Annotated in this window: 1 protein-coding gene; it reads left to right on the top strand. The window is 45.5% G+C overall.

Features of this window, described 5'->3' with window-relative positions:
* The coding region (locus R7044_RS28550; RefSeq protein ID WP_225456465.1) for a YjbH domain-containing protein at window positions 1-501 on the top strand (501 nt) is incomplete at both ends.

Below are 501 nucleotides of genomic sequence, written 5' to 3'. Positions count from 1 at the left end.
ACGATTACAGCACAGACTACCCTGTAGTTCAGGCCGGTGTAGATATGTCTCCCCACACGCCATGGAACTTTGGTGTGCTCTACCGTATCGGAATGGCCGATTTTCGTTTAAGTTATGAACGCGGAGACACTTTGGTCGCTGGCTTAACGCTAAACACTAATTTCAATGACATGCCATCTTTTTGGCGAGACACACCTACGCCAGAAGTAGAAAGCAATCAGCCAGAAGAACTGTCTGATGTTGACTGGGAACGTGTAACAGAAGATTTAGACAAAATTGCAGGTTACCAAAACACGCGCATTTATGTTGATGACAACACCGTAACTGTCGTTGGTGAGCAAAAGAAATATCGTGACCGTACAGAGGCACATGAAAAAGCGGCGGCTGTACTTCATAATGAAATGCCTGACGATATTGATACCTATGCGATCAATGAACGTAGCCGAGGCTTAGTCGGCGAACAAACGATTATTTCCAAGGAGAAATATCGCGACTTTGCCC

The sequence above is a fragment of the Vibrio sp. 1402 genome, assembly GCF_033340275.1.
Note: the sequence above shows the minus strand (reverse complement) of the source record. Positions and strands in the feature narration are given on the sequence as shown.